The sequence below is a fragment of the uncultured Mucilaginibacter sp. genome (assembly GCF_937859865.1).
GTDB lineage: Bacteria > Bacteroidota > Bacteroidia > Sphingobacteriales > Sphingobacteriaceae > Mucilaginibacter_A.
The window spans coordinates 1-1,814 of record NZ_CALMAT010000148.1 but is presented as its reverse complement, the minus strand read 5'-3'; the positions used below and the strand labels follow the sequence as shown (position 1 = coordinate 1,814).

At 44.7% G+C, this 1,814-nt stretch carries 1 protein-coding gene; it reads left to right on the top strand.

Annotated elements, in window-relative coordinates; genetic code table 11:
- Nucleotides 1–1,516 (top strand): glycoside hydrolase family 92 protein (locus tag Q0192_RS16090; RefSeq protein ID WP_299290999.1); only part of this gene is annotated, 1,516 nt, incomplete at its 5' end.
- Nucleotides 1,517–1,814: the final 298 nt, after the last annotated feature.

Below are 1,814 nucleotides of genomic sequence, written 5' to 3'. Positions count from 1 at the left end.
GTCCTACATCAGCTTAGAACAAGCCGAATTAAATTTGCAAAGGGAATTGGGCGGAGATAAAACGCTGGAGCAAACCAAGGCAAAAGCGGCTGCGGTTTGGAACAAATCTTTAGGAAAAGTTTTGGTGGAAGGCGGCAGCGAAGAAGACAAAGCCACTTTTTATTCCTGCTTTTTCAGGGCCAGTTTATTTTCGAGGAAGTTTTACGAGATCGGCCAAGATGGCAAGCCTTATTATTTTAGTCCGTACGATGGCAAAACCCATCCCGGATATATGTTTACCGATACTGGTTTTTGGGATACTTTTCGTGCCCAATTTCCGCTGAACACACTCTTACAACCCGAAATGCATGGCCGCTACATGCAAGCCTTGTTGGATGCTTATGAACAATGTGGCTGGCTGCCTTCCTGGTCTTTTCCGAGTGAAGCGGGCAGCATGATTGGCAACCACGCCATTTCTTTGCTGACCGATGCCTGGGCAAAAGGCATCCGGACTTTTGATCCGCAGGAAGCTTTGAAAGCCTACTTTCACGAAGCAACCAACAAAGGGCCGTGGGGGCCGGCAAATGGCCGCGACGGCTGGAAGGAATATTATGAATTAGGCTACGTGCCGTACACGCAATACCGGGAGGCAACGGCAAAAACGCTGGAATATGCATACGATGATTTCTGCGGATACAAGCTGGCCAAAATGACGGGCAATGATTTTTATGCCGGGATATTTGCGCGGCAGATGTTCAATTACAAAAACGTTTACGACCCTTCGACCCGGTTTATGCGCGGAAAAGACAACACCGGCAAATGGCGGCCAAATTTTGACCCTGCCGAATGGGGCGGGCCGTTTACAGAAGGCAATGCCTGGCACTGGCAATGGTCGGTTTTTCACGACATTCAAGGCCTGATCAATTTGATGGGCGGCAACCAAAACTTTACGGCCAAACTGGATTCTGTATTTTCAGAACCCAACCGGGTAAATGTAGGTTCTTATGGCGGGATGATTCACGAAATGACAGAAATGGTAATGGCCAATATGGGGCAATACGCGCACGGCAACCAGCCGATCCAACACATGGTTTATTTGTACAACTACGCTGGCCAACCCTGGAAAGCCCAGTTTCATGCTCGGGAAGCGATGTATAAACTCTACAATTCAACCGAAAACGGCTATCCCGGCGATGAAGACCAAGGACAAACATCTTCCTGGTATGTGTTGAGTGCGCTCGGTTTTTACAGCGTTACGCCCGGTACGGATGAATATGTGATGGGCAGCCCGATGTTTAAAAAAACAACGATCACGCTGGAAAACGGCAAAAAATTTATCATTGAAGCACCGGCAAATTCTAAAGAAAACGTTTACATCAAAACGGCCAATTTAAACGGAAAACCTTTTGACCGGGATTTTTTAAAACACAGCGAAATAACCAACGGCGGAATTTTGAAACTGGAAATGGACAACAAACCAGCTACCAACCGTGGCGTTGCCCAGGAAGACAAACCGTTTTCGGTTAGTCAGAAATGAAGTGGTGAAAAAAGGAACCATAGTCAAGCCTGAAACAAAGCCAAATTCAATTGAACGTGCTATTAACTTTGCTTTTTGAGAAAAATAATAGGGGAATTGTTTAAACTTAAATTTGTTGGTAAATGCTTCTTTTAAGGCGTAAAATAAGTCTTAAAAAGACAGGGTGTTAACTTCTTTTAAAAGGGGAAACCAAACAAATACTTTTCTAAACAATAGAAGGTACTATGCAAATATATCTTATGGACCCGTAGTGCATTTAGGCAATATTGATTTTAAGGTTGTTTATATTTTGGTTCAG